Genomic DNA, 25,584 nt, shown 5'->3' on the forward strand with positions numbered 1-25,584 from the left:
TCGGGTCAGCGTCCGGAGAAGCGGTCCCGCAGCCGTGAGAACATCCCGGAGCCGGCCGGGGCCAGCCGCGCCTGCGGGCGTTCCTCACCGCGCTCGGCGGCCAGGTCCTTCAGCAGCCTCTCCTGGGTCTCGTCCAGCCCAGTGGGCACCCTGACCTGGATGTGTACATGCAGGTCACCGCGGCGGCCACCACTGCTGAGCACACCCACGCCCAGTCCGCGCAGGGTCAGGACCTCCTCGGGCTGGGTGCCGGCACGCACGTCGATGTCCTGGTCGCCGTCGAGGGTCTCGATGGTCAGCACCGTGCCCAGCGCCGCGGCCGTCATCGGCAGTTCCACCGTGCAGTGCAGATCGTGGCCGCGGCGGGTGAACGTCGGGTGGGACTTCTCCCGGATCTCCACGTACAGGTCACCGGGAGGTCCACCGCCCGGACCGGTCTCACCCTGACCGGTGAGTTTGATCCGGGTGCCCTCGTCCACCCCGGCGGGGATGTTGATGTTGATGGTGCGGCGGGACCGGACGCGACCCTCGCCGGAGCACTCGGCGCACGGGTGCTCGATCACGGAGCCGAAGCCCTGGCAGGCCGCGCACGCCTGGCTGGTCATCACATTGCCGAGGAAGGACCGGGCTACCCGCTGCACCGAACCGCGGCCCCCGCACATGTCACAGGTGCGCGGACCGGTCCCGGGCGCACAGCAGGTGCCGTGGCAGGTCTGACAGACCACGGCGGTGTCCACCTCGAGGTCCTTGGTCACCCCGAAGGTGGCCTCCTCCAACGTGACGGTGACCCGCAGCAACGCGTCCTGGCCGCGTCGGGCCCGTGGCGTGGGGCCACGCTGGCCGCCGCCACCGGCAGCGGCGGAGAAGAAGTCGAAGATGTCGGAGAACGGGAAGTCCCCACCGCCACCACCGTTCATCCCACCCAGTCCGCCGGCGTCGTACTGGCGACGCTTGTCCGGATTGGACAGCACGTCGTGGGCGGCGGCGATGTCCTTGAACTTCTCGGCACCATCCGCTCCGGCCACGTCGGGATGGTGCTGACGCGCCAACTTACGGTAGGCGCGCTTGATCTCCTCGGTACTGGCGTCGCGTTCGACACCGAGAACGGCGTAGTAGTCGCTCACTGATCGCTTTCTTGACTCATCGACTCAGGCGGACAGGATCCTGGACAGGTAACGCGCTACGGCGCGGACCGTGGCCATCGTGGTGGGGTAATCCATGCGCGTCGGGCCCAGGACCCCCACCTGGGCGATCGCCTGGCTCCCGGTCCCACCGTAACCCCCCGCAACCACGGAGGTCTCGGACAGGTGCTCGGAGGAGGTCTCGTGACCGATCCGTACCGCCGGCGAGGCACCGGAGGCGTCCTCGGCCATCTCCGAGAGCAACCGCAACAGCACCACCTGCTCCTCCAGTGCCTCCAGAACCGGTGAGATGGTGCGGGTGAAGTCGGTGTCGGACCGGGCCAGGTTCGCCGTCCCCGCCATCACGATCCGTTCCTCGACGTCCTCCCCGACGGTTTCCAGCACCGCGCCGACCACCTCGGTGACCATGGCCCGCTGCCCGGGGTCGAAGACGTTCTCCAGATCGGTCAGGGCGCTACGCAGGCCGGGCAGTTCCCGGCCGGCGCCCAGGGCGTTGATCCGGGCCCGCAGTTCCCCGAGCACCGCCGCATCGATTGCCTCGGGCATCGCCACCATGCGCTGTTCCACGCGCCCGGTGTCGGTGATGATGACCACCATCAACCGGGTGGACGAGACCGGGATCAGTTCGACGTGGCGCAGCGCCGACCGGCGCAGCGAGGGGTATTGCACCACGGCTACCTGCTGAGTGAACTGGGCGAGAAGGCGCACGCTTCGCTCCAGCACGTCGTCGAGGTCCACCGCGCCCTCGAGGAAACCGGCGATGGCTCGGCGCTCAGCCACCGATAGTGGCTTGAGCGCGGCGATCTGATCCACGAAGAACCGGTAACCCTTGTCGGTGGGGATCCGGCCGGCCGAGGTGTGCGGCTGGGCGATGTAGCCACCGTCCTCCAGCGCCGCCATGTCGTTGCGGATCGTCGCCGGTGACACGCCGAGGTTGTGCCGTTCCACGAGGTTGCGGGACCCGACCGGCTCACGGGATCGCACGTAGTCCTGCACGATCGCGCGCAGTACCTCCAATTGACGTTCCGAACTCATCCCGGGCCTCCTCTCCGCGTGGTCCCTCATCATGCGCCTCATGGTCGGCACCGGCGCCTTCGAGGGCCCTTGGTGCCGTGATCGACCGCCACCGGCAGCAGTGCGGATCAGCACTCACCGGTTTCGAGTGCCAATTCTACGCGTCGCTGCGCCGAATACCCCAGCGATGTGCGTAGCCTCACCCGGGTGAGCCCTTCGCAGTATCCAGGATTCGATCGTTACGGCACCGACGTGCTCTCCGCCGACCCCCACCCGGTCACCGCACCGGTACCCAAGGTCCCGGCCCAGGTGGGCCTGGTGGTGGAGGACGCCGAGACAGGCTTCACCGGTGCGGTGGTGCGGGTGGAGAAGTCCGGCGGGATGGTCGTGGTGGTGCTGGCCGACCGACACGAGAAGGAGCGGGCGTTCCGGCTCGGGCCCGGGTTCTGGGTCGACGGTAAGCCGGTGCACCTGGTCCTCCCACCGGCCGGTGCTCGGAATACCCGGGCCCGCACCGCCTCGGGTTCACGCGCCGTGACCGGCGCCCGGGCCCGGGTGGCCCGGGCTTCCCGGATCTGGGTGGAGGGACGCCACGACGCTGAGTTGATCGAGAAGGTCTGGGGCGAGGACCTGCGCCTGGAGGGAGTCGTCGTGGAGATGCTCGACGGCGTGGATCACCTTGCCCGCGCCGCAGCCGACTTCGCGCCCGGTCCGCACCGGCGCCTGGGGGTGCTGGTGGACCATCTGGTGCCGGGATCGAAGGAGTCCCGGATAGCGGCCGAGGCGACGCGCGCATGCGGCGCGCAGAACCTGCTGGTGCTGGGGCACCCGTATGTGGACGTGTGGCAGGCGGTCAAACCCGCCCGGCTGGGGCTGGCCCAGTGGCCCTCGGTGCCACGGGGCGTCGATATCAAGGTCGGCACCCTGACCGCACTGGGTTGGCCGGCCCAGACTCAGGCCGATATTGCGCGCGGCTGGAAGCGCATCCTGGGCCGGGTGCGGTCCTACCAGGACCTGGAGCCGGCACTGCTGGGCCGGGTGGAGGAACTGGTCGACTTCGTCACCGCAGGTCCCCAGTGACCGGCTCTCAGCCGCGGAACAGGGTGAACACCCAGTAGCCGATCAGCACCCCGGCCGGGCCCGCCGCGGCAATCAGCACGCTGCGCCGTACCACCGCACCGGCCTGCCAACTCAGCACCGCGGCCGCCGCGATCAGCACCACGATGGCCGCCGAGACCACCGGGGGCCACGCGCCCAGCCCCACGATCGCGGCCAGGCCCAGGACCAGCCCGATCAGGATCGGCATCAGCATCCACGCCGCTTGCTCCGGGACTTCCGGACCGGGCCGTTCCTCATCCGCACCAAAGGGTTGGGCAGCGCCTTTGTCACCGGGTGCGTCATCGGGCCGGGACGGTGCGCCGAAGACGCCGGTCGGCGTCTCGCCGGGTCCGGGCGCGGACGTCTTCTCGTCGCCGACGTAGCCGGGACCGGGCGGATCGCCGGCATCGGGCGGTTGCACCGGATCGATCCGGAAACCGCCCTCGGCGGCGGTGGGGTAGGCCGAGCGCAGCGGCGGGGCGGCAGCGTAGTCGCCCACGGGCCGGGGTCCTCCTGGTTCGCCCGGTTCCCCGGTGCGGGGTGGAGCATCGGTGGGGGTAGGTGCGGTTGGTGCGGTGGCCGCGGCCGGCTGCCCGGCCGGCGGCTGCGCCGGCGGCAGATCCGGCTGCGTCGTCGACCCCTCGCCCGGCTCGACCGGATCGGCCGGCGTCGATGCTTCCTGAGTCATCCCACCCACCTGTCGTCGCTGGTCGTGGCCAGGATAGCCACCTCGGGCGGCGTCACTGCGGCGCAGTTCGTCCCAGGCGTGCCGCTCAGCCCAGCACCCGATGCACCACCGAGTCGGCCAGCAGCCGGCCCTGCTCGGTCAGGACGAGCATGCCCCGGCGCGCCGGGCGTTCCTGGGCGAGTCCGTCGGCCACCAGCCCCTCCAGCACCGCGGCATCGGTCACCGGGAAGCCCTGGGCCAGGCGCACCCCCAGCAGCACCTCCTCGGCCCGGCGCTGGGGAGCGGACAGGTGCTCCTGACCGGCCAGAGGCAGACGTCCGGCCTCCACCGCTGCGGCATAGGGACGCGGGTGCTTCAGGTTCCACCACCGCTGCCCCCCGATGTGGCTGTGCGCACCCGGACCGACCCCCCACCAGTCCTGCGAGCGCCAATAGGCGATGTTGTGCCGGCACTGCTGGGACGCACCGCGGGACCAGTTGGAGATCTCGTACCAGTCATACCCTGCCCGGGTGAGCATCGCCGAGGCGAGTTCGTACTTGTCCGCCTCGTCGTCGTCGTCGGGCATCGGTAGTTCCCCGCGCCGCACCTGCGTGGCCATCCTGGTACCGGGCTCGACCACCAGGGCGTAGGCGGAGATGTGGTCCGGGGCCATGGCGATCGCGACGCGTAGGCTCTCCTCCCAGTCCGCCAGCGACTCCCCGGGCGTGCCGTAGATCAGGTCCAGTGAGACCGACAGCCCGGATTGGCGCGCCCAGGCCACCGCCTCGGGCACCCGAGCCGGGTCATGGGTGCGGTCCAGGGTGGCGAGAACATGGGGCACGGCGGACTGCATCCCGAAGGACACGCGGGTGAACCCGGCGCCGGCGAGTTCGGCCAGGGCCTGCGGGGTGACGGAGTCGGGGTTGGCCTCGGTGGTGATCTCGGCATCGGGGGCCAGGGGCCACGCCTGCCGAACCGCCTGCAGCATCGCCACCAGATCGGCCGCCGGTAGCAGAGTGGGGGTCCCCCCGCCGAAGAAGACGGTGCGGACCTCTCGGGCGGGAATCCCGGCGGCCTCCATGGCGGCCCGGGCCAGGTCGATCTCGGCGATCGCGGTCCCGGCGTAAGCGGCCTGGCTGGCCCCGCCGCCGAGCTCGGTGGCGGTGTAGGTGTTGAAGTCGCAGTATCCGCAGCGCACCGCGCAGAACGGGATGTGCAGGTACACACCGAAGTCCCGGTCGGCTGCGCCGGTCGCTGCTCCGGCCAGGTCCAGCTCGTGGCTGCGCTCCGTCCTCACCTGCGGGTCCCGACCGGGGGTCAGTCCGAACCGCCGTCGGAGGTGAGCGCGGCCACGAACGCCTCTTGCGGGATCTCCACCCTGCCGATGTTCTTCATCCGCTTCTTCCCCTCCTTCTGGCGTTCGAGGAGTTTGCGTTTACGGGAGATGTCACCCCCGTAACACTTCGCGAGCACGTCCTTGCGCATCGCGCGTACGGTCTCCCGCGCGATGATGCGTGATCCGATCGCGGCCTGGATGGGGACCTCGAACTGCTGGCGCGGGATGAGTTCCTTGAGTTTGCCGGTCATCATCACCCCGTAGGCGTAGGCCTTGTCGCGGTGCACGATCGCACTGAACGCATCGACCTGCTCGCCCTGCAGCAGGATGTCCACCTTGACCAGGTCCGCGTCCTGCTCCCCGGACATCTCGTAGTCCAGGGAGGCGTAGCCACGGGTCCGGGACTTCAGCTGGTCGAAGAAGTCGAAGATGATCTCGCCCAGGGGCAACTCGTACCGTAGTTCCACGCGCTCGGGTGAGAGGTAGTCCATGCCCTGCATCACCCCGCGCCGGCCCTGGCACAGTTCCATCACCGCTCCGACGAACTCGGTGGGGGTGAGGACGGTGGCGGCCACCATGGGTTCGGTGACGGTGTTGACCTTCCCGGCCGGGAACTCACTGGGGTTGGTCACCTCGACCTGGGTGCCGTCCTCCATCGTCACCTGGTAGATGACGTTCGGGGTGGTGGCGATCAGGTCCAGGTTGAACTCGCGTTCCAGCCGCTCCCGCACGATCTCCAGGTGCAACAGGCCCAGGAATCCGCACCGGAACCCGAAGCCCAGGGCCACCGACGTCTCGGGCTCGTAGCCCAGCGCGGCGTCGTTGAGTTTGAGTTTGTCCAGCGCATCGCGCAGCGTCGGGTAGTCCGATCCGTCGATCGGGTACAGCCCGGAGAACACCATCGGGCGTGGGTCGCGGTAGCCGCCCAGGGACTCCGTGGCCGGGTTGGCCGCATTGGTGACGGTGTCACCCACCCGGGCCTGGCGCACATCCTTGGCACCGGTGATCAGGTAGCCCACCTCACCCACGCCCAGCCCCTTGGATACGGTCGGGTCCGGGGAGATGACGCCGATCTCCTGCAGTTCATGGGACTGCCCGGTGGACATCATCTGGACCTTCTGGCCAGGGGTCAGGTGCCCGTCCACCATCCGCACGTAGGTGACCACACCGCGGTAGGTGTCATAGATCGAGTCGAAGATCATCGCCCGGGCGGGAGCCTCGGAGGACCCCTGGGGGGCGGGCACCTGGGCGACGATCTGGTCGAGCAGGTCCGTGACCCCCACACCGGTCTTGCCCGAGACCTGCAGGCAATCCTCCGGCTCGCCGCCGATCAGGCCGGCGAGTTCCTCGGCGAAGCGTTCCGGCTGCGCGGCGGGCAGGTCGATCTTGTTCAGCACCGGGATGATGACCAGGTCGTGCTCCATCGCCATGTACAGGTTCGCCAGGGTCTGGGCCTCGATCCCCTGGGCCGCGTCGACCAGCAGGATCGCGCCCTCACAGGCGGCCAGGGAACGGGAGACCTCGTAGGAGAAGTCCACGTGCCCGGGGGTGTCGATCATGTTCAGGGCGTAAGCGCGTTCGCCCACCTGCCAGGGCATCCGCACCGCCTGGGACTTGATGGTGATGCCACGTTCGCGTTCGATATCCATCCGGTCCAGGTACTGGGCCCGCATCAGACGTTCCTCCACCACGCCGGTGTTCTGCAGCATCCGGTCGGCCAGGGTCGACTTCCCGTGGTCGATGTGGGCGATGATGCAGAAGTTGCGCAGCAGTTCCGGTGCCGTCGTGGACGGCTGGATCAGCGCGGATGCATCGGCGGAAGCGATCGGGGACACCTGCTGGTCTTTCGGTTGATTGGTGGGGCTGTGCCCTATCGTCCCACGTCCGGTGGGTACGGGCTGTCCGCGGGGTGTGGCCGGGTTACGCCCTTGGTGAGCTCGGCTCGTTGTCACCGGCTTCGGTCAGGCATCATCGTGACATGTCTTCCCTGCCGGAACACCTGGGCATGCTGGCCAAGGGCGTGGGCCAGCTGCTGGCGCTGCCGACCAAGATCCTGATGGTGATGGCCACCGGGGTGCTCGTGGTGCTGGGCCTGCTCGTGGTGGTCTTCGTGACCTCCGGTCACGCCGGAACGGCGGGCACCGTGGCCTGGGTCTCGATCTGGGCGCTGTTGGTGCTGCCGGTGCTCCTGCTCGCGCAGCGACGGCGCCGCTGGCTCACCCGGACCACCGAGGCCGGCACCACCCACCAGGTGATCCTGCCCGGGCCCTCCGAGTCCACCGACCTCGCGACGGTGGATCTGACCGAACGGATCTCGGAGGACATGCGCGGCCGGCCGGGGCAGGAGGACGTGCAGATCCTCTTCGAGGCCGTCAACGAGTCCCGGGCTCCGGGTTCGGGCCGCGGCGCCGGCGCACGAGTGACGCGTGCCTTCAGCCTCGGGCGACTCTCCCCGGTGGGCCGGGCACTGGCCGCCATCGACCGCGCCCAGCGGGCCCTGCTCACCGCCGCCGGTGGCACCGCCGGCGCCCCGTATCTCAAGGACGACCTGCGCATCACCGTGGCGTCCCTGTTCGGGACGATGCTGGCGATCCCGCTCGGGGCGCTGGCCGTGATCGTCCTGGCCCTGGTGCTGCTCACCCAGTAGCGCTGCTGCTCCCCTGCCCGTGGGCACCGCTGCCACGGGAGCGCCGGCCGGGTCACCCCTCGATGGTGATGTCCACCTGCACCTGCTGACGCGAGGCACCGCCGCCGGCCACCACACCACGCAGCGGCGCCACGTCGTCATACTCCCGGCCCCGGCCCACGATCACGTGGTGGGGCCCGGTGGGGATGGAGTTGGTGGGGTCGAACCCGAACCAGTCCCCGCACCAGTACTCCACCCAGGCGTGTGACTCCGCGGCCACCGTCTCCCCTACCCGAGCGGTCTCGGCGGAGGGGTGCAGGTAGCCGGACACGTACCGGGTGGGAATGCCCAGGTGGCGCAGCGCGCCCGCGGCCAGGTGCGCCAGATCCTGGCACACGCCCTTGCGCTCGGCCCAGGCCTCCGCGGCCCAGGTGTGCACCCCGGTGACCCCGGTGACGTACTCCATCTGCTCCCGCAGCGCCAGGCAGACCGCCTCCGCCGCCGCCGCCGGGGCGGCGGTCGCGGCCGCGTCGGTGGCCAGAGCCTGCAGATCCTCCGGGATCCTGGTAGTCGGGGTGGACATCAGGAACTCCGTCATCCGGTCCTGCAGGTCCGGTGCCCTCAAGGTCTCCCACCCGGCTCCGCCCGAGCGGCCCTGCAGGGGGCTGAGTTCGACCCGCGCCCGGGCCAGCACCCCGAGTTCGGTGTGCGGGGCGAGCGCCTCGAAACTGAGCACCGCGGTGCCGAAGTAGTCCCGGTACTCCGACCGGAAGGTGCACGGGTCGGCCGCGATGTCGGTCTCCAGCACGGTCTGCCCGGGAAGGGTCAGCGGGCGCATCCGCACCTCGTTGTAGGAGGCGGTGACGGGCCGCTCGTACGTGATCGTGGTGCGGTGCTCGATCACCATGGTGGTCCTGGTCGAGGTAGGTGCCGGAGCCTGGGAACTCACAGTTGCCCTCCGATCCACTCATCGTCGGTTGCCGAGGGGAAGAACTTCACCCGGATGGCGTCGCTGGCCTCCGAACACCCCTGCTGGACGCGCTGCATTTGCTCGGGCAGGTTGTGCAGCAGCGCCAGCAGCGGCTGGTACTCCAGGTCCGAGCGCACCCGGCCCAGGGTGCGGCGGGCGTCGGCCTCGCTGCGGTGGTGCACCTCGCTGGTGTCCAGCCGGGCGAGGCACCGCTCCGCGGTCTCCAGGGCGTACAGCACCGAGCGCGGGAAGAGCCGGTCCAACAGCAGGAACTCCGCGGCCAGGGAGTCGGAGTCACGGCCCCGGTAGGTGCGCAGGAACACCTCGTAGGCCCCGCAGGAACGCAGCAGGGTGGTCCAGTCCGGAGCGGCCGGCCCGGCCACGGCTCGGGTACTGATCAGCCGCGCGGTCATGTCGGCCCGTTCGATGCTGCGCCCGAGGAGGAAGAACTGGAAGGTCTCATCGCGCCGGGTGGCCGCGTCGGTGATCCCACCCACCACCGCCGCCCGCTCGCGTACCCAACTGAAGAACTGGTGGGAGGTTGAGGTCCCGATCATCTGCGGGAGTGAGTTCCAGGTGGAGTTCAGCGCCTCCCACAACTCCGAGGAGAGGGAGTCCCGGGCGCGGCGGGCATTCTCCCGGGCCGAGGCTAGGGCGCCGGCGCAGGAACTGGGTGCGGCCTGGTCATAGGCCAGCGTGGAGAGCACGTCGAATCGGGTGACCTGGGACTCGCCGGCTTCCAGGCCCATCACCCCCAGCAGTGAGCGCAGCGCCAGGTCGTCATCGATCCAGGCGTCCTCGAGCAGGTGCTGCAAGTAGGCGTCCACGATCCGGGAGGTGTCGTCGGCGCGCTCGACGTAACGCCCGATCCAGAACAGGGACTCAGCGATCCGGGAGAGCATCAGCCACCCACCTCCGTCGCCAGCGGGAACGAGCGAACACCGGGCGCATCCGACGTCTGTTGTTGCTGTCGGGCCTGAGCGGTCAGGAACCCGTCGGTCGGATTGGCGTCCCGGGCCACCCCCGGGGGCGCAGGCTGGGAGTCGGAGCGGGTCCACTCCGGCAGGTCGGAGGTGCGGGCCAGGGGGCGCTGCTCCCCCAGCACCCAGGTGTCCTTCGACCCACCGCCCTGGGAGGAGTTGACCACCAGCTGCCCTTCGGCCAGGGCCACCCGGGTGAGCCCGCCGGGCAGGACCCACACGTCAGTCCCGTCGTTGACCGCGAACGGGCGCAGATCCACGTGACGCGGGCGCAGGGCGTCACTTGCCAGGGTGGGCACCGTGGACAACTGCACCACCGGCTGGGCGATCCAGCCGCGCGGGTCGGCCTGCAATTGCCTGCGGGCGGCGTCCAGTTCCGCCGCGTCGGCGTCGGGTCCGATCAGGATGCCCTTGCCGCCGGAGCCGTCGACCGGTTTGACCACCAGCTCCTCCAGGCGGTCCAGCACCTCGGCCAGCGCCTCGGGTTCCTCCAGCCGCCAGGTGTCCACGTTGGGCAGCAGCACCTCTTCGCCGAGGTAGTACCGGATCAGGTCGGGAATGTAGGTGTAGACGAGTTTGTCGTCGGCCACCCCGGTGCCCACCGCGTTGGCGATGGTGACACTGCCGGCGCGGGCCGCGCCCATCAACCCCGGCACACCCAGCATGGAGTCGGGCCGGAAGGTCACCGGATCCACGAAGTCGTCGTCGATGCGGCGGTAGATCACATCTACCCGCCGGCGGCCCCCGGTGGTGCGCATGTACACCTTGTCCCCGGCGCAGTACAGGTCCCGGCCCTCCACCAGCTCCACACCCATCAGGCGGGCCAGCAGGGAGTGCTCGAAGTAGGCGCTGTTGTACACCCCCGGGGTCAGCACCACCACCACCGGGTCCTCCGCCCCGGCCGGGGCGGCGGCCGACAGCGCGGCCAGGAGCCGGCGGGGGTAATCGGCCACCTGGTTGATCCGCATCCGCGCGAACAACTCGGGGAAGGTCTGTGCCATCGCGCGCCGGTTGGAGAGCACGTAACTGACCCCGGAGGGCACCCGGGCGTTGTCCTCCAGCACCCGCCACCCGGTCGCCGCATCACGCACCACGTCGATGCCGGCAACGTGAACACGCACTCCGTTGGCCGGCTGGATCCCTCGGGCGGCGCGGTGGAAGTGCGCCGAGGAGACGATCAGCCGGCGCGGGATGACCCCGTCGGTGACGGCACGCTGATCGTTGTAGATGTCATCCAGCAGCGCCTCCAGGGCGCGGACCCGCTGGGCGATCCCGGGAGCCAGGTGGTCCCACTCGGCGGCGTCGATCACCCGGGGCACCGCGTCCAGGGGGAAGGGCCGTTCCACACCGCCGACGTCGAAGGTGACGCCCTGGTTCAGGTAGGAGCGGGCCAGGGTGTCGGCGCGCCGGCGCAACTCCTCGGCGTCCAGGGCACCCACGGTGTCATGCACGTGCCGGTAGGGCTTACGCACCTGCGAGCCGTCCTCGAACATCTCATCCCAGGCCGTGCCGTCGGGGTAGCCGTCGAACAGATCTGCCATGGTTTCGACGGTAGCGCGCTCGCGCCGTTCGCGCGGCCCGGTCGGTCCCACCACCGGATCGCCGCCGGTCAGGCCGGCGCCCCAATCCACGGCGGCGCACTCATCCGGGTCCGCGCGCGCCCGCGCCCGGAACCCTCACCGAGGTTGGACCGGGGTGGCCGCGTACTGGCGCCGGATCAGCGGTTCGGCCGCTACACCACTGACTTGCTCCTCCTGCACCTGCCAGGTCGGGCGCTCGCCGGTCAGGGACCAGGCCGCCTGGACCGCGGCACCGGTGGCCACGTATTCCCCAGGTTCGGGTACCGATACCGGCAGCCCGAGTACCTGGGCGGCTACGGCCTGCACCGCCGGGTTCTGGGCGGCGCCCCCGATGAGTTTGACCCGCCGGGCGTCCACGCCCTGGCCGCGTACGGCGTCGATCCCGTCGGCCAACCCGCACAGCAGGCCCTCCACCGCTGCCCTGGCCATGCACTGGCGGGTGGTGGAGGCCGGCGTCATCCCGTACAGGGTGGCCGTGGCATCGGGCAGGTTCGGGGTGCGCTCACCCTCGAAGTAGGGGCGCAGCACCAAGCCGTGGGAGCCGGCCGGGGCCGCCAGGGCGAGTCGCCCAAGGTCTTCATAGCCGACGTCGAGCAAATTGGCGATCACGTCCAGCACCCGGGCGGCGTTCATCGTGGCGATCAGCGGCAGGTAGGCGCCGGCGGCATCGGCGAACCCGGCCACGGTGCCGGTGGCATCGTCTGCCACGGTCTCCGAGACCGCGCAGACCACCCCGGAGGTGCCGATCGAGACGATCACATCACCGGTACGAGCCCCCAGCCCCAGCGCCGAGCCGGCATTGTCTCCGCACCCGGGTCCCACGGTGAGCCCCTCGGGGATCGGTTCGTGACCGGCGGTGACGCCCACCGCCGCCCCAGCCGCCGCGATCCGGGGCAGTACCACGTCGGAGGCGTCCCGGCGCAGCGCGCGGGAGAGCAGGTCGAGGTCGTAGTCCCCGGCCGGGGTGACGTACCCGGTGCCGGAGGCGTCGGAGTGGTCGGTGGTCAGCGCGTCCAGGACCGGGTTGTCCGGTCCGAATCCGCGCAGACGCCAGGTGAGCCAGTCGTGGGGCAGCGCCACCGCCGCCACCCGGGCGGCGTTCTCGGGCTCGGCATCGGCCAGCCAGCGCAGTTTGGTGATGGTGAACGAGGCCACCGGCACCAGACCCGTGCGGCGCGCGAACTCGGCCGCGCCGACCTCCTCGGTCAGGTCGGCCGCAGCGCCGGCGCTGCGGGTGTCGTTCCACAGCAGCGCGTCCCGGATCACCCGGCCGCCCGCATCCAGGGCGACCATGCCGTGCTGCTGGGCACCCACCGAGATCGCGGCCACGTCGGCCAGCCCACCGGCGTCGGTCACCGCGGCCAACAGCGCCTGCCACCAGGCCTCGGGGTCCACCTCGGTGCCGTCGGGATGGGTGGCGCGGCCCTGCCGGACCAGGGTCCCGTCGTCGGCGTCTCGGATCACCACCTTGCAGGACTGGGTGGAGGAGTCCACCCCGGCCACGAGTCGGCTCCGGCTCATCACGACCTCAGCGCGCGCCGAGCAGGTGCTCGGTGACGAGTTGCTGCAGCCGCACGAACCCGGCGCCACGGCCACCGAAGTAGGCGTCGGCGTCGAAGGTCTCCCAGGCACTGGCATCGGTCAGGAGGTCCTGGACGGACTCCCCCTGCTCCAGCGTCGGTGTGGCCAGCTCGTTGACCTTGGCCTGCGCCAGCGCCTCCTGGACCTCCGGGTCGGCGCGGAAGGCGGTGGCGCGCTCCTTCAGGATCAGGTAGTTGACCATGTTCGCCCGCACCGAGTCCCACACGCCGGTGTAGTCCTCGGTCCTGGACGGCTTGTAGTCGAAGTGGCGCGGCCCGGTGTAGGCCTGGCCCCCGTCCGGCGACCCGTTCTCCAGCAGGTCCACCAGGGAGAAGGCGTTGTACAGGTCGCCGTGGGCGAAGACCAGGTCCTGGTCGTACTTGATGCTGCGCTGGCCGTTGAGGTCGATGTGGAAGAGCTTGCCGTGGTCCAGGGCCTGAGCGACACCGGCGGTGAAGTTCAGGCCGGCCATCTGCTCGTGACCCACCTCGGGGTTGATCCCGACCAGGTCGGGGTGTTCCAGGGTGGCGATAAACGCCATCGCGTGCCCCAGGGTGGGCAGCAGGATGTCACCGCGAGGCTCGTTCGGCTTGGGCTCCAACGCGAAGCGGATGTCATAGCCCTGCTCCTGCACGTAGGAGGTCAGCAGGTTCATCCCCTCCCGGTAACGCGCCATCGCCGACTGCACGTCCTTGGCGGCGTCGTACTCGGCGCCCTCGCGCCCGCCCCACAGCACATAGGTCTGCGCGCCGAGTTCGGCGGCCAGGTCGATGTTGCGCAGCACCTTGCGCAGGGCGTAACGACGCACCTCGCGGTCGTTGTTGGTGAAGCCGCCATCCTTGAACACCGGGGCGCTGAACAGGTTCGTGGTGACCATCGGGATCACCAGCCCGGTGGCAGCCAGCGCCTCCTTCATGCGGTCGATCTGCTTCTGCCGCTCGGCGTCGGTGGAGCCGAAGGCGAACAGGTCATCGTCATGGAAAGTCATCCCGTACGCGCCGTAGGAGGCGAGTTTCTCCACCGCCTCCACCACGTCCAGGTCCGGACGGGTTGGACCCCCGAAGGGGTCGGTGCCGGTCCATCCGATCGTCCACAGTCCGAAGGAGAACTTGTCCTCTTTGGTGGGGGTGGGCAGCGCCATTGCGGTTCCTTCCTGAGGCCTTTGTTGTTGACCACAACCTATCAGGTGTGCGGCGGTGCGGGTAGCCTGAGCGACAGATCGGCCGGCCGGTCCCGAACCGGTAGGTCCTGACCGACTAGACGCGGAGGTGCGCGTGGCCCTCGAGGATCCCACGCACCCGGGTGCCCAGGCGTCGGGAGCATCCGGCAACGGAACCGACGGGCCGCAGGGCACGGATCCGGACGAGCCGGCCTCGTCCGCGAACGGTCCGGCCCCCACCGCTGCCACCGCGCGGCGTCCCGGCGCCACCGGCAGCCTGCCCGTGCGCCGGATCAACCTGTCTACCCTGATGCGCCTGGTGCACACCCGCGGGCCCCTGTCCCGGGCAGACCTGACCCGGGCGACGGGCCTGAACCGCTCCACCGTCGGGGTGCTGCTGGCCGAGTTGTCCGACCACGGCCGGGTGGTGGCCGGTAAACCCGCCCCGGGCAGAGCGGTCGGGCGGCCCAGCCCTCTCATCCACGCCGCGCCGGGCATCGCGGCGATCACGGTGTACCCCGACGCCGACGCACTCGATGTGGCCGTGGTGAGTCTGACCGGCAAGGTGACCCACCGCATCCGGCGCGCGGTCGCGGAGCCGCCCACCCCGGAACAGACGGTGGCCCTGACGGCGCAGATCATTGATGAGTTCGCGCTGGACCCGGGCCGGGTGCGCCCGCTCGGCGTCGGGATGGCGGTTCCCGGGCTGGTGCGCGCTCGGGATGGGTTCGTGCACATGGCCCCGCACCTGCCGTGGCGGGACGTGCCGATCGCGGAACTGATGCGCGCGGGCACCGACCTGCCCACCTGGGCCGGCAACGACGCGACCCTGGGCACCGACGCCGAGGCGATATTCGGCGCCGGGCGCGGCGCTGGCACCCTGGTCTACCTGCACGGCGGCTCCGGCGGCATCGGTTCGGGAGTCCGGCTGGGCAGGGCCGGTGCGCGGGGCGGCGCAGATCTCCTGGGTGAGGCGGGCGCGCCCGTGGAACCGGGCGCCCCGGACGCTGCCCGGGCCGACGGCGGCGCCTACCTACCCGAACTCGGTCATCTGATGGTCAACTCCGAGGGGGTCCGGTGCCATTGCGGGGCCGTAGGGTGCCTCGAGACGGAGGTGAACCTGGCCCGCCTTCGCGGCGCCCTGCCCGGCCGGGAGCTCCCGGAGGGATCCCGGGCCTCGGAGTTGGCCGAGGTGCTCAACGCGGCCGGCGGGATCGAGCTGCCCGAGGTGGCGCGGCAGATCGGCTTCCTGGCCACCGGCATCCGCAACAGCGTGAACGCCTTCGCCCCGGATCTGGTGCTCCTGGGCGGCTTCCTGGGCACCCTGTTCGACGTGGCGCCGCGCCAGTTGACCTCGATGGTGCGCGATCAACTCATGCCGCCACTGGCAGCGGTGCAGATACGCCGCGGCACCCTCGGCTCCGAGCGGATTCACATCGGTGCCGCCGAAGCCGTGTTCGAACCGTTGCTGCGCGACCCCTTGGGTGATCATCGCGGATGAAGGTGAGGCCAGTGGCACTCCCTGGTCGATGAGACCACGATGAGACGCAGATGAGGGACTTCTCCTTCAACGGGCAAATCGTGCGAGACTGTCGCATCCTGGCGTCATGACTGCACGACGACCGATCACCCGCGGCCTCGCCCTCGGCACGGCGGCACTCCTGCTCCTGGCCGGTTGCGGCGACACCGAGGACGAGTCCCTGGATCCGGTGGACGCCACCGAGGCTCCACCGGCCGATGACGAGCCCACCGACGACGCCACCGATGAGGGCGAAGGCACCGAGGAGGAGCCCGCGGAGACCGCGACCGAGGAGTCCACCGCGGGCACCGGCGGAGACCACTCGGGGGTTCTCGCCGCGATCGACCTGGCCGAGTCCGAGACCGGCGGCACCGCCTTCGAAGTCGACGACGCCGACGGTGGCAACTGGGAGATCTACGTCGCCTCGGAGTCGGATGAGATCGAGGTCCTGGTCAGCCCCGACGGCACCGAGGTGCTGGAGAGCGAGCGCGAGGGCAGCCTCGACGACGAGGACCGCGCAGGTCTGGAGGCGGCGACCATCACGATCTCCGAGGCCATCGAGATCGCAGCCGAGCACGGCACCGGGTCGATCGACGACGTGAAACTGGATGATGAGGACGGCGGCACATTCGCGTGGGAGGTGACCTTCACCGACGACGTGGAGGTGTATATCAACGTCGCGGATGGCGAGATCCTGCGCGTGGAGGACGACTGAGCGAGGAGCTGACCGGTACCGGCCCGAGCGGTGAGGCACCGCACAGCCGGGCGGATCGTGCGATCGGCTCGCGATGCGGTAACCTGGTTCCTTGAGTTCGGCGCAGTCGATCGCTGAGGTTCAGCGGTGGCGTGGTCACACCTCGCAGCGCAGCGCCACTCCAGGCAGGTACGGCACGGCATCCCTACGCCGACGTGCCGGCACATGAAAAGCCCTCACAGACCAGATTGAGATCGCGCGAGCGAACGCACAAGAGAGTCAACACGTGGCAAACATCAAGTCCCAGATCAAGCGCAACCGCACCAACGAGAAGGCGCGGCTGCGCAACAAGGCCGTCAAGTCCGAACTGAAGACGCACGTGCGTCGGGTTCGACAGGCCATCAGCGACGGCGACAAGGACGCTGCCGGTGACGCGCTGAAGTCCGCGAGCCGGAAGTTGGACAAGGCCGCCAGCAAGGGCGTCATCCACGCCAACCAGGCAGCGAACCGCAAGTCGGCGCTGGCCAAGCAGGTCGCCGCGCTCTGACGCGGCGCTACCAAGCACCGACGAACGACGGCGCCGCCCGGCTCTTCGCCGGCGGCGCCGTTGGCATGCCCTCACCCGGTGCCGTACCGGCCATACTCCGCGGTCCCGGCGGGGGCCACGGGCAACCGGGCGCGACCGACGCGCGCCGGAGGGCCTGGACCACGCCGGCGAGTTGGTCCGGCGGCGAGCAGGGCACGAAGCCGACCTCCTCGAGCGTGGCGGCGCGAGTGGATCGGTCGTACCGGCCCGATTCCTGCGCGGCACGCCAGTGCTCGGGCTCGGACAGGTGCCAGACCATCGTGATCGTCCGAGGGTACGGCCGCGGCGGCGTCTCCGTCTCAGGCGGCGGTGTCAGGCCGGTTGTGGCACCCGCGCCGCCAGCACCTGCCGGTAGTGCCCGATCAGATCATCGCCCAGGCGCTCCCAGGATCGCGGCAGGACATCCCGCCGCCCGGCCTCCCCCATACGGGCACGCAGCGACGGATCGCGCACCAGTGCGGTGGTCGCCTCGGCGACGGCGCGGCCGCTGTGTGGCGTGACCAGGATCCCGGTACGCCCGGGGTGCACGATGTCCAACGGCCCGCCCACGGCAGGGGCGATCACCGGCAGCCCCGACGCCATCGCCTCCTGCAGTGTCTGGCCGAAGGTCTCCTGGGTGCCGGTGTGCACGAAGACGTCCAGGGCGGCGTAGGCATCGGCCAGGTCATCACCGGACAGGGCCCCCAGCAGCACCGCATCGGTCCCCACCAGGTTCCGCTGCAGGTCCACCCGGCTGGGTCCGTCCCCGACGACGACGAGCCTGGCCCCGGACACCTGGGTCACCGCGGACAGATACTCCACCTTCTTCTCCGGCGCCAGGCGGCCCACGTAACCCACCAGCACCTGATCGCGCGGGGCTAGTGCCGCCCGCAGTCGCTGCACCGCGGGCCTGCGGCGCCGGTTCGGGTGGTATGTGATGGCGTCCACACCACGGCCCCATCGCGCCACGTTGTGCACACCCACACGGCGCAGGTCCGCAATGGCGGCCGAGGCCGGCGCCAGGGTCAGGTCCGCCTTCTCGTGCACCGCACGGATCCACCGCCACGCCGCGTTCGTGGTCAGTGACAGCCCATAGCTGCCGGCATAGCGGGCCACGTCGGTCTGGAACACCGCCACGCTGGCGATCTCGTGCCGACGGGCCAGGGACAGCGCCTGGGCGCCGATCCCGAACGGTGCGGCCGCGTGCACCACATCGGGGGCCCAGTCCAGCAACAGCCGAGTGGTGCGCCGGGTGGGTACGGCGGCCCGGAACCCGCGGTAGTGCACTGCGGGCATGGTGAAGACGTCGAAGCCGGCGTACCGCGCCGGGGCAGGGCCGGGGCAGAAGACCGCTGCGTCGTGGCCGCGCCGGCCCAGGTGCTCCAACACCCGCTGCACGCTGGTGGTGACGCCGTTGACGCTGGGCAGGAAAGTTTCGGTGACCACAGCCACTCTCATGACACCTACCGTGACCGGGTGCAGTGAGCAGTCGGCATCGGGAGCCTTACGCGTCGGTGTCGGATGGGTGACCGCCCGGTTCGGCGGTGTCAGCGCTTCATGGCAGGCTGGTGCCGTGGCCCCTCCCCGTCGTCGATCCGCATCCGAAGCACTCACCTGGAAGCAGGCGCCGTTGGCCCCGGTGGTGCTGGTGCGTGGCGCGGAGTCGGTTCTGGCCGACCGGGCCCTGGAGCGCATCGCCGGTCTAGTCCGCGAGCACGCCGCCGCCGGTGGCAGCCCCCAGGTGGAGCAGACCGTGCTGGAGGCGGACACCTACGAGTCCGGGCAACTGGACATGGTGGCCTCACCCTCTTTGTTCGCCGAACCGCGCCACATCGTCGTCACCGCTGTGGAATCGGCCGGCGACGCCTTCATCACCGATGGGCTGGCCTATCTGGACCGAGCCGGTGACCAGGTCGAAGACGTCACCCTGGTGCTGCGGCACGCCAAGGGGAACCGTGGCAAGAAACTGCTGGACGCCGTCGCCGCGCGCTACCCGGTGGTGCAGTGTGATCCGATCAAGCGCGATGCGGACAAGGCCGCCTTCGTGGCCGAGGAGTTCCGTGATGCCGGCCGCCGGGCGACCTCGGCGGCCGTACAGACGTTGGTGGAGGCGGTCGGGTCCGACCTTCGCGAGCTTGCTGCGGCGGCACGTCAACTGATCGCGGACACCGCCGGTTCGATCACGCCGGATGTCGTGGACCGTTACTACGGGGGGCGGGTGGAGGCGACCGGCTTCCGGGTGGCCGATACCGCGATCGCCGGCGATGGCACCGCTGCGGTGACCCTGTTGCGCCACGCCCTGTCCACGGGGGTGGATCCGGTGCTGCTGGTGGCGGCGTTGGCGATGAAGGTCCGCACGCTGGCCAAGGTGGCCGCCGGCCGGAGCCGGGGTGCCACCGCGGCGGAACTGGGGCTGGCGCCCTGGCAACTGGACCGTGCCCGCCGGGAGTTGCGCGGTTGGACCCCGGAGGGTCTGGCGACGGCGATCGCGGCGGTCGCCGACGCCGACGCGCAGGTCAAGGGGGCCGGCCGGGATCCCGAGTTCGCCGTCGAGCGGGCCGTCCTGACCGTGGCGCAGGCTCGCCACGGCTGAGCACCGGTCCGGCTCAGCCACGACTGGTCGCAGGGTCACGGTGCGCGACTGCTGACTACCGGCTCCGGGTACGCCACCACAACGTCGCAGCCAGGCCTCCGGCGCTCACCAGCACCGCACCGCCGGTGCCCTCCGGCCAGGGCAAGGTGGCCAACGGCAGGCCCGCCGTGGTGGTCGCCACGGTCGCGATCCATGCGGTGAACCACGCCGCCGCCTGGGCCAGGGTCTGCGCCCCGGCGGGCCAGAGCGGATGACAGAGCGTAGCCAGCACCCCCAGCAGGGTGGCCGGGGGCACCGCTGGGGTGGCCAGCACGTTGGCCAGTACCCCGTGGGTGGGCAGACCGGGTGCGAGGAACAGGATCACCGGGGCGCACACCAATTGCGCAGCCGCCGGCACAGCGGCGGCCATGGCGACCGGGGGCGGGCACACCCCGCCCAGCCTGCGGGCGATCGGGGCCGCCAGGGCGAGCAGCCCGGAGGTGGCCACCACGGACAGGGTGAATCCGAAGTCCCGGGACAGCCAGGGATCCAGGCCGAGGAGCACGATCACGGTGGCCAGCAGTGCGGGGATGCTCGCTCGTGGCCGCCCGGTGGCGAGTCCGAGCAGCAACACCGCGCCCATGGTGCCGGCGCGCAGCACACTGCCGGAGGGGTAGACCAGGGCGACGAAGCCGAGCAGGACGACCCCGCCCACACCCACGCGCACCCAGACCGGCGCCCACCACAGGCACAGCAGCACCGACCCGAGCACGATCGCCACGTGCATCCCGGAGACGGCGGTGATGTGGGTGAGGGACACCGTGCGCAGGTCCTCCCCCAGCACCGGCGGCATCGCCCGGGTGTCCCCCAGAGCGATTCCCGGCACCAGGCCGCGGGCCTGCGGGGCCAGACCGGCGCTGACCGAGACCAGGCCGCCGCGCAGCCGGTTCACGGCACGGTCACTCCAGGCGGCGGGACCATGCTGATGGGCGCCGGAGGTCACGACGAGCAGTGCCGCAGCCGAGTCGTTCGCGGGGGTCGGAACCACCCTCGCCTGAACCCACCAGGTGGTGCCCACCGGGACGTCGCGCCAGTCGGCGTCGGTGAGCAGCAGCACCGGCAGGTCACGCGCACGTTCGGCATCGTCGAGCACGACGAGCAGGCGTGCGGGCACCCGGTATCGCTCGGAACGCTCCGCTGCCAGCCGTTGTGGCTCGGCGCTCGGTTGCACGATCGCCGTGACCTCCGCGGGATGGCCGGCGATGACGGCGCTGCGTTCGGTGGCCCGGACCGTGGCCACGCCCAGCACCGACCCGGCCACGACACCGGTGAGCAGGACAGTGGCGGTCACCCGGTCACGTCGTTCCCGGCGGTGCCGACCCGGTCGCGACCGCGACACCCGCACGCTGCACAGCAGGGACATGAGGAGCAAGAGGCCGGACAGGACGGCACCAACAAGCGGCTGTTGGCCCAGCACCCACCAGCAGCCCACCCAGGTGACCAGGGCACTGGGCAGCAGCCGCAGGTCGAGAGGCGCCCGGTCCATCCACGCCGAGGACGCACTGCTCATCGCTCGCTCACACGATGACCAGGTCCCGCAGGCGTTCCATGGTGGCCGGGCCGATCCCGGACACCGCCTGCAACTCCTCCACGCCGCCGAACGGGCCGTGCTCGTCACGGTGGGCCAGGATGCGTTCGGCCATCGCCGGCCCAATGCCCGGGAGCGTCTGCAACTCGGCCGAGTCGGCCGAGTTCAGATTCACCACCGGGGCCGCCTCGCCTCCACCGTGCTCACCGCTTCCTGCTGGAACAGGTGGCGCATCGCGACCCCCGGCACCCGCCCTGACCTCCTCCCCGACCACCGGCACGTACACCTGTTGGCCATCGATCACAGCCGCGGCCAGGTTCAGCGCAGCCAGGTCCGCCTCCGCTGTGGCACCACCGGCCGCGGTGAGCGCATCGTGGACACGGGCCGTGCCGGGCAGTTCCACGATGCCGGGCTCGTGCACGGCGCCGGCCACGTGCACAATGACCAGAGCCAGACCCGGGCTACCGGTGTCACCGCTCGTCGCATCCGTCCCGCTCGGCTCGGATTGATCGCCGGGCGCCGAGGCAGCGGGGTCCGCCCGGTCGGAGGCCGTCCCTCCGGCGCCACCGTCATCGCCCGGTGCTCCCGCGCCCGGCCAATCCGCCGGCGGCTCCGGCCAGGCCCACTCTGGTTGGTGCGCAGGCGCGCTGGGCCGGGTGAGGACGATAGTGACGGTGGCGGCCACGGCGAGCAGCAGAACCACCACGCCGATCCGCACCGACAACAGCACCGGGGTACCCCATCTGTTCCCGCGGGCACCTTCGGTGCGGGCGGACCAGGCCGTGCGGCCTGGTTGCTCGTCCATGGCTTCGAGGCCGATCGGGCCGGCGCCCGCGCCGGCCGGTACAGCCTCCGCAGCCGCCGCGGCACCGGGTTCGTGCGGCGCCATGGCACCGGTGGCGTGGGCGGCCTCCGTCACCAGACGCAACCGCCGGCTGGCATCGGTCATGGACCGAGGCTAGGAGGCCCGGCCGGCGCCCCACCGAGGAGCCCCGTCACCCTGTGGGCGTCGCCGATCAGCCGGCGTCCCTGTGGAGACACCCATCACGGGCGACCCCGAGTTCCGGAACTACCAACGCTCGGCACACACCACCGCCGCATCACCATCCCGTGACCAGCCATCGCTTGACCGCCTTCGGGCCCCGTTGCTAGCATCCTATTGATCATGGCCAAGACTCAGTTCAACGTCTACCTGCCGCCGGACTTGGTGCGCTCGATCAAGCACCGCGCGATCGATGAGGGCCTCAGCCTGTCCGCCCTCGTGGAGCAGGTGCTGACCGACTATGTCCGCACTGACCTCACCGCGACGGAACCCGGGCACGACGTCCGGAGCGGCCAGACATCCACCGGTACCGAGGAGGTGGGCGCATGGTGAGCGCAGGGACAACGCTGAGGGCACTCAGCCCGGGACGACGTTGACCAACTTGGGCGCGCGCACGATCACCTTGCGGACCCCGCGCCCGTCCAAGTGCTGCTGCACCGCCTCGGAGGCCAGCGCTGCGGCCTTCAGGTCCTCCTCGCTGATCTCGGGTGAGACCTGCAACCGATCGCGCACCTTGCCAGCCACCTGCACCACACAGGTCACCTGCTCCTCCACCAGCAGCGCCTCATCGGCCACCGGGAAGGAGTGGTGGGCCACCGATTCGGCGTGCCCCAGGCGCTGCCACAACTCCTCGGCCAGGTGCGGGGCCACCGGGGCCACCATCAGCACCAACGGTTCCACCGCGGCACGCGCCACCGGGTCCAGGCCGGTCAGGTGGTTGTTCAGCACGATCATCCGCGCGATGGCCGTATTGGGGCGCATCGCGTCCATCTCGGTGCGGACATCGGCGATGGTGCGGGCCACCAGTCGGCGCGTGGCCTCGTCGGGCTCGGCATCGGAGACGGTGACCTCCCCGGTGTGCTCATCCACGATGTTGCGCCACAGCCGCTGCAGGAACCGCTGGGCGCCCACCACCGCGCGGGTCTCCCAGGGGCGGGAGAGGTCCAGCGGCCCCATCGACATCTCATACACCCGGAAGGTGTCCGCGCCGTACTCGGCGTACATCTCATCGGGGCTGACCATGTTCTTCAGGGACTTGCCCATCTTGCCGTACTCGCGCCGCACCGTCTCGCCCTGGTAGGTCCAGTAGGTCTCCCCCTGGGCGTCGACGTGTTCGGTGACATCCTCGGCCGGGACGTACACCCCGCGGGCATCGGTGTAGGCGTAGGCCTGGATATAGCCCTGGTTGAACAGTTTGTGGAACGGCTCGGCCGAGGACACATGGCCCAGGTCATACAGCACCTTGTGCCAGAACCGGGCGTACAACAGGTGCAGGACGGCGTGCTCCACGCCCCCGACGTACAGGTCGGCCCCTCCGGTGGTGCGGCTGCCGTCGGCGCCGGTGCGCGGGCCCATCCAGTAGGCCTCATTGGCCGGGTCCGCGAAGGCCTCGGTGTTGTCCGGATCCAGGTAGCGCAATTCGTACCAGCACGAACCAGCCCAGTTCGGCATCGTGTTCGTATCGCGCCGGTAGGTGCGCGGCCCATCGCCCAGGTCCAACTCCACCTCGACCCAGTCGGTGGCCCGGCTCAGCGGGGCCTCCGGCTCGGAGTCGGCGTCGTCGTCGGCATAGGTGCGCGGGGAGAAGTCCGCCACCTCCGGCAACTCCACCGGCAGTGCAGATTCGGGCAGATCGATCACCCGCCCGTCGGCGTCGTAGACCACCGGGAACGGCTCGCCCCAGTAGCGCTGCCGGGAGAACAGCCAGTCCCGCAGCCGGTACGTCGTGGCCGCCGCGCCCATCCCCTGGTTCTGCAGCCAGGTGATGATGGTCTCCTTGGCGGTGGGCACGTCCATGCCGTTCAGGTCGATGCCTTCGGCGGCGGAGTTGATCACCGTCCCCTCCCCCGACCAGGCTCCGCCCTCGAAGCCCTCCGGCGCGGTCACCGTGGGAATCACGGGCAGGTCGTAGGCCTGCGCGAACTCGTAGTCGCGCTGGTCCCCGCCGGGGACCGCCATGATCGCCCCGGTGCCGTACCCCATCAGCACGTAGTCGGCGATGAAGACCGGGATCTGGGCGCCGTTCACCGGGTTCGTGGCGTACACACCGGTGAACACCCCGGTCTTGACCCGGCCCTCGTCCTGTCGTTCGGCGTCGGTCTTGGCCGCGGCAGCGGCGCGGTACTGCTCGACGGCGGCTGCCGGGGTGGGCGCCTGGCCCGTCCAGGAGTTCCGGGTTCCCTCCGGCCACTGCGCCGGGATCAGGTCGGTCAGCGCCGGGTGCTCCGGGGCCAGCACCATGAAGGTCGCCCCGAACAGGGTGTCGGGCCGGGTGGTGAAGACCTCCACGTGCCCCGACGGCAGCGCGAACCGCACGTTCGCCCCGGTGGAGCGCCCGATCCAGTTGCGTTGCATCGCCTTGATCTTCTCGGGCCAGTCCAGCCGGTCCAGATCATCGATCAACCGGTCGGAGTAGGCGCTGATGCGCATCATCCACTGGCGCAGGTTGCGAGTGAAGACCGGGAAGTTACCGCGCTCGGAGCGACCCTCTGCGGTGACCTCCTCGTTCGCCAGCACGGTGCCCAGCCCCGGGCACCAGTTCACCGGAACATCATCGACGTAGGCCAGGCGGAAGCCGGCCAGCACCTGCTCCTGCTCGGCCGGGCTCATCCGGTTCCAGTCCCCGCCCTCCGGGGTGGCCCGGGTCCCGTCGGCGAACTGCGCGCGCAACTCCTCGATCGGGCGCGCCGCACCCTCGGTGCCGTCAGGATTGGTGGCCTCGGCGTCGAACCAGGAGTTGAAGATCTGCAGGAAGATCCACTGGGTCCAGCGCACGTAGCCCGGGTCGGTGGTGGCGAATGTGCGGCGTGGGTCGTGCCCCAGGCCCAGGCGCCGCAACTGGCGGCGCATGGTGGCGATGTTCTCCTCGGTGGTGATCCGGGGATGCTGGCCGGTCTGGACCGCGAACTGCTCTGCAGGCAGGCCGAAGGCGTCGTAGGCCAAGGCGTGCAAGACGTTGTCACCGTTCATCCGCCGGTAGCGCGCCAGTACATCGGTGGCGATATACCCCAACGGATGACCCACGTGCAAGCCCTTGCCCGAGGGGTAGGGGAACATGTCCAGCACGTAGAACTTCTGGGCCGGGACCGGCTCGCCGGTGGCCAGGTTGCCCGTGGGGTTGGCCGCCTGGAAGGTGCCCTCTCGATCCCAGTAGTCCTGCCAGCGGTTCTCGATGGCATCGGCCAGCGCGGCGGTGTACCGGTGCGGGGGCACCTCGGCGCTGGGTGCGGGTTGGGCTTGCGTCTGCGACATCGGCGATTCCTTGTCGGGGGCCGCCGTGGGCGGCATCGGGGGCTGACATGAAACGACCTCCCGAGCAGGGGAGGTCGGCCGCGCTGATGCGGCGCCAGCAGGCGCCCGCTGAAGTCAGCGCGGCTGGGTAAGCAACTCCGTACCGAACATGGCGCTCAGTCTAGCGCAGCGCGCGCCCACACCGATATGCCGGTCAGTG

At 70.5% G+C, this 25,584-nt stretch carries 21 protein-coding genes; 7 read left to right on the plus strand and 14 right to left on the minus strand.

All coding sequences use genetic code 11. From position 1 onward, the window contains the following. Window positions 1–5: 5 nt before the first annotated feature. Window positions 6–1,124 carry a molecular chaperone DnaJ gene (gene dnaJ, locus ACO0LU_RS13655; RefSeq protein ID WP_424791896.1) on the minus strand — a complete coding sequence of 373 codons (1,119 nt, stop codon included), beginning with the start codon at window positions 1,122–1,124 and terminating at the stop codon, window positions 6–8. A gap of 24 nt (window positions 1,125–1,148) precedes the next feature. Next, window positions 1,149–2,177, minus strand: coding sequence for a heat-inducible transcriptional repressor HrcA (gene hrcA / locus ACO0LU_RS13660; RefSeq protein ID WP_424791897.1), 1,029 nt, complete (start codon window positions 2,175–2,177; stop codon window positions 1,149–1,151). 186 nt (window positions 2,178–2,363) lie between these two features. Between hrcA and ACO0LU_RS13665 the strand changes: the two genes are divergently transcribed. Next, window positions 2,364–3,236: a DUF3097 domain-containing protein gene (locus ACO0LU_RS13665; protein WP_424791898.1), complete on the plus strand. Its 873-nt coding sequence runs from the start codon at window positions 2,364–2,366 to the stop codon at window positions 3,234–3,236. Between the two features lie 7 nt (window positions 3,237–3,243). On the opposite strand, the gene ACO0LU_RS13670 is transcribed toward ACO0LU_RS13665, so the two are convergent. The 3 genes from ACO0LU_RS13670 to lepA form a co-directional block, all read right to left on the minus strand. Then, window positions 3,244–3,942: a hypothetical protein gene (locus ACO0LU_RS13670; RefSeq protein ID WP_424791899.1), complete on the minus strand. Its 699-nt coding sequence runs from the start codon at window positions 3,940–3,942 to the stop codon at window positions 3,244–3,246. An 85-nt stretch (window positions 3,943–4,027) separates the two neighbouring features. Continuing rightward, a complete protein-coding gene (hemW, locus tag ACO0LU_RS13675; protein WP_424791900.1) occupies window positions 4,028–5,218 on the minus strand; it encodes a radical SAM family heme chaperone HemW in 1,191 nt (396 codons plus the stop codon). 20 nt (window positions 5,219–5,238) lie between these two features. Then, a complete protein-coding gene (gene lepA, locus ACO0LU_RS13680) occupies window positions 5,239–7,092 on the minus strand; it encodes a translation elongation factor 4 (RefSeq protein WP_424791901.1) in 1,854 nt (617 codons plus the stop codon). 143 nt (window positions 7,093–7,235) lie between these two features. On the opposite strand from lepA, the gene ACO0LU_RS13685 reads away from it, so the two are divergent. Beyond that, complete coding sequence (locus ACO0LU_RS13685) at window positions 7,236–7,904, plus strand: hypothetical protein (RefSeq protein ID WP_424791902.1); 669 nt, start codon at window positions 7,236–7,238, stop codon at window positions 7,902–7,904. A gap of 52 nt (window positions 7,905–7,956) precedes the next feature. On the opposite strand, the gene ACO0LU_RS13690 is transcribed toward ACO0LU_RS13685, so the two are convergent. From ACO0LU_RS13690 to xylA, 5 genes are all read right to left on the minus strand, one after another. Further along, window positions 7,957–8,832, minus strand: a complete 876-nt coding sequence (locus ACO0LU_RS13690; RefSeq protein WP_424791903.1) for a transglutaminase family protein — start codon at window positions 8,830–8,832, stop codon at window positions 7,957–7,959. After that, window positions 8,829–9,755 carry an alpha-E domain-containing protein gene (locus ACO0LU_RS13695; RefSeq protein ID WP_424791904.1) on the minus strand — a complete coding sequence of 309 codons (927 nt, stop codon included), beginning with the start codon at window positions 9,753–9,755 and terminating at the stop codon, window positions 8,829–8,831. Before ACO0LU_RS13695 ends, ACO0LU_RS13690 begins: the two co-directional genes overlap by 4 nt. Continuing rightward, window positions 9,755–11,374, minus strand: a complete 1,620-nt coding sequence (locus tag ACO0LU_RS13700) for a circularly permuted type 2 ATP-grasp protein (RefSeq protein ID WP_424791905.1) — start codon at window positions 11,372–11,374, stop codon at window positions 9,755–9,757. Before ACO0LU_RS13700 ends, ACO0LU_RS13695 begins: the two co-directional genes overlap by 1 nt. Before the next feature lie 135 nt (window positions 11,375–11,509). Beyond that, on the minus strand, window positions 11,510–12,934 hold the full coding sequence (locus ACO0LU_RS13705; RefSeq protein WP_424791906.1) for a xylulokinase: 1,425 nt from the start codon (window positions 12,932–12,934) through the stop codon (window positions 11,510–11,512). A gap of 7 nt (window positions 12,935–12,941) precedes the next feature. After that, window positions 12,942–14,135 carry a xylose isomerase gene (xylA, locus tag ACO0LU_RS13710; RefSeq protein ID WP_424791907.1) on the minus strand — a complete coding sequence of 398 codons (1,194 nt, stop codon included), beginning with the start codon at window positions 14,133–14,135 and terminating at the stop codon, window positions 12,942–12,944. A 133-nt stretch (window positions 14,136–14,268) separates the two neighbouring features. On the opposite strand from xylA, the gene ACO0LU_RS13715 reads away from it, so the two are divergent. From ACO0LU_RS13715 to rpsT, 3 genes are all read left to right on the plus strand, one after another. Further along, window positions 14,269–15,654 carry an ROK family protein gene (locus tag ACO0LU_RS13715; protein ID WP_424791908.1) on the plus strand — a complete coding sequence of 462 codons (1,386 nt, stop codon included), beginning with the start codon at window positions 14,269–14,271 and terminating at the stop codon, window positions 15,652–15,654. Window positions 15,655–15,760: 106 nt separating this feature from the next. Further along, window positions 15,761–16,387: a PepSY domain-containing protein gene (locus ACO0LU_RS13720; protein ID WP_424791909.1), complete on the plus strand. Its 627-nt coding sequence runs from the start codon at window positions 15,761–15,763 to the stop codon at window positions 16,385–16,387. 265 nt (window positions 16,388–16,652) lie between these two features. Then, window positions 16,653–16,913 carry a 30S ribosomal protein S20 gene (rpsT, locus tag ACO0LU_RS13725; protein WP_424791910.1) on the plus strand — a complete coding sequence of 87 codons (261 nt, stop codon included), beginning with the start codon at window positions 16,653–16,655 and terminating at the stop codon, window positions 16,911–16,913. A 351-nt stretch (window positions 16,914–17,264) separates the two neighbouring features. Here rpsT and ACO0LU_RS13730 read toward each other — a convergent pair whose 3' ends face one another. After that, a complete protein-coding gene (locus ACO0LU_RS13730; RefSeq protein ID WP_424791911.1) occupies window positions 17,265–18,389 on the minus strand; it encodes a glycosyltransferase family 4 protein in 1,125 nt (374 codons plus the stop codon). Window positions 18,390–18,504: 115 nt separating this feature from the next. On the opposite strand from ACO0LU_RS13730, the gene holA reads away from it, so the two are divergent. Next, window positions 18,505–19,524 carry a DNA polymerase III subunit delta gene (holA, locus tag ACO0LU_RS13735; protein WP_424791912.1) on the plus strand — a complete coding sequence of 340 codons (1,020 nt, stop codon included), beginning with the start codon at window positions 18,505–18,507 and terminating at the stop codon, window positions 19,522–19,524. Between the two features lie 55 nt (window positions 19,525–19,579). Here holA and ACO0LU_RS13740 read toward each other — a convergent pair whose 3' ends face one another. Further along, window positions 19,580–21,073 (minus strand): ComEC/Rec2 family competence protein, encoded by a 1,494-nt coding sequence (locus ACO0LU_RS13740; RefSeq protein WP_424791913.1) that lies wholly within the window; start codon window positions 21,071–21,073, stop codon window positions 19,580–19,582. 7 nt (window positions 21,074–21,080) lie between these two features. Then, window positions 21,081–22,040, minus strand: a complete 960-nt coding sequence (locus ACO0LU_RS13745; protein WP_424791914.1) for a ComEA family DNA-binding protein — start codon at window positions 22,038–22,040, stop codon at window positions 21,081–21,083. A 216-nt stretch (window positions 22,041–22,256) separates the two neighbouring features. Between ACO0LU_RS13745 and ACO0LU_RS13750 the strand changes: the two genes are divergently transcribed. Beyond that, on the plus strand, window positions 22,257–22,466 hold the full coding sequence (locus ACO0LU_RS13750) for a CopG family transcriptional regulator (RefSeq protein ID WP_424791915.1): 210 nt from the start codon (window positions 22,257–22,259) through the stop codon (window positions 22,464–22,466). A gap of 24 nt (window positions 22,467–22,490) precedes the next feature. Here ACO0LU_RS13750 and leuS read toward each other — a convergent pair whose 3' ends face one another. Continuing rightward, window positions 22,491–25,385, minus strand: coding sequence for a leucine--tRNA ligase (gene leuS, locus ACO0LU_RS13755; protein ID WP_424791916.1), 2,895 nt, complete (start codon window positions 25,383–25,385; stop codon window positions 22,491–22,493). Between the last annotated feature and the right edge of the window lie 199 nt (window positions 25,386–25,584).

Origin of the sequence: Pseudactinotalea sp. Z1748, assembly GCF_049725185.1 — a bacterium.
Taxonomy (GTDB): domain Bacteria; phylum Actinomycetota; class Actinomycetes; order Actinomycetales; family Beutenbergiaceae; genus CALKWS01.

What these genes read in the sequence shown, in the direction of transcription:
- hrcA (WP_424791897.1), bottom strand. Translation starts at nt 2,177, where the DNA reads ATGAGTTCGGAACGTCAATTGGAGGTACTGCGCGCGATCGTGCAGGAC.
- ACO0LU_RS13670 (WP_424791899.1), bottom strand. Translation starts at nt 3,942, where the DNA reads ATGACTCAGGAAGCATCGACGCCGGCCGATCCGGTCGAGCCGGGCGAG.
- ACO0LU_RS13685 (WP_424791902.1), top strand. Translation starts at nt 7,236, where the DNA reads ATGTCTTCCCTGCCGGAACACCTGGGCATGCTGGCCAAGGGCGTGGGC.
- ACO0LU_RS13695 (WP_424791904.1), bottom strand. Translation starts at nt 9,755, where the DNA reads ATGCTCTCCCGGATCGCTGAGTCCCTGTTCTGGATCGGGCGTTACGTC.
- ACO0LU_RS13700 (WP_424791905.1), bottom strand. Translation starts at nt 11,374, where the DNA reads ATGGCAGATCTGTTCGACGGCTACCCCGACGGCACGGCCTGGGATGAG.
- ACO0LU_RS13705 (WP_424791906.1), bottom strand. Translation starts at nt 12,934, where the DNA reads ATGAGCCGGAGCCGACTCGTGGCCGGGGTGGACTCCTCCACCCAGTCC.
- xylA (WP_424791907.1), bottom strand. Translation starts at nt 14,135, where the DNA reads ATGGCGCTGCCCACCCCCACCAAAGAGGACAAGTTCTCCTTCGGACTG.
- ACO0LU_RS13720 (WP_424791909.1), top strand. Translation starts at nt 15,761, where the DNA reads ATGACTGCACGACGACCGATCACCCGCGGCCTCGCCCTCGGCACGGCG.
- ACO0LU_RS13730 (WP_424791911.1), bottom strand. Translation starts at nt 18,389, where the DNA reads ATGAGAGTGGCTGTGGTCACCGAAACTTTCCTGCCCAGCGTCAACGGC.
- ACO0LU_RS13740 (WP_424791913.1), bottom strand. Translation starts at nt 21,073, where the DNA reads ATGAGCAGTGCGTCCTCGGCGTGGATGGACCGGGCGCCTCTCGACCTG.
- ACO0LU_RS13745 (WP_424791914.1), bottom strand. Translation starts at nt 22,040, where the DNA reads ATGACCGATGCCAGCCGGCGGTTGCGTCTGGTGACGGAGGCCGCCCAC.
- ACO0LU_RS13750 (WP_424791915.1), top strand. Translation starts at nt 22,257, where the DNA reads ATGGCCAAGACTCAGTTCAACGTCTACCTGCCGCCGGACTTGGTGCGC.
- leuS (WP_424791916.1), bottom strand. Translation starts at nt 25,385, where the DNA reads ATGTCGCAGACGCAAGCCCAACCCGCACCCAGCGCCGAGGTGCCCCCG.